1 tRNA gene is annotated in these 245 nt (G+C 40.0%); it reads right to left on the reverse strand.

The features are described 5' to 3' along the window. Positions 1–171: 171 nt before the first annotated feature. Positions 172–245, reverse strand: a tRNA-Ile gene (locus tag Q0739_RS15030).

Below are 245 nucleotides of genomic sequence, written 5' to 3' on the forward strand. Positions count from 1 at the left end.
AATCTCGATTAACGATTGTTGAACTCAACTCAACTTCTAAAATTTCCTTTCAATATCTAATGAACTTATCTAAAATTAATCCTTTTCTATCAAATCAACCTTAGGTTGTAGTCTCAGGCAGAATTACTTCGACTGCGCTCAGCACAGGCTTCTTGTCTGTCTTTCGACTTGTAGTCTCAGGCAGACTCGAACTGCCGACCTCTACATTATCAGTGTAGCGCTCTAACCAGCTGAGCTATGAGACT

It is taken from the genome of uncultured Algibacter sp., assembly GCF_947487605.1.
Taxonomy (GTDB): domain Bacteria; phylum Bacteroidota; class Bacteroidia; order Flavobacteriales; family Flavobacteriaceae; genus Algibacter_D.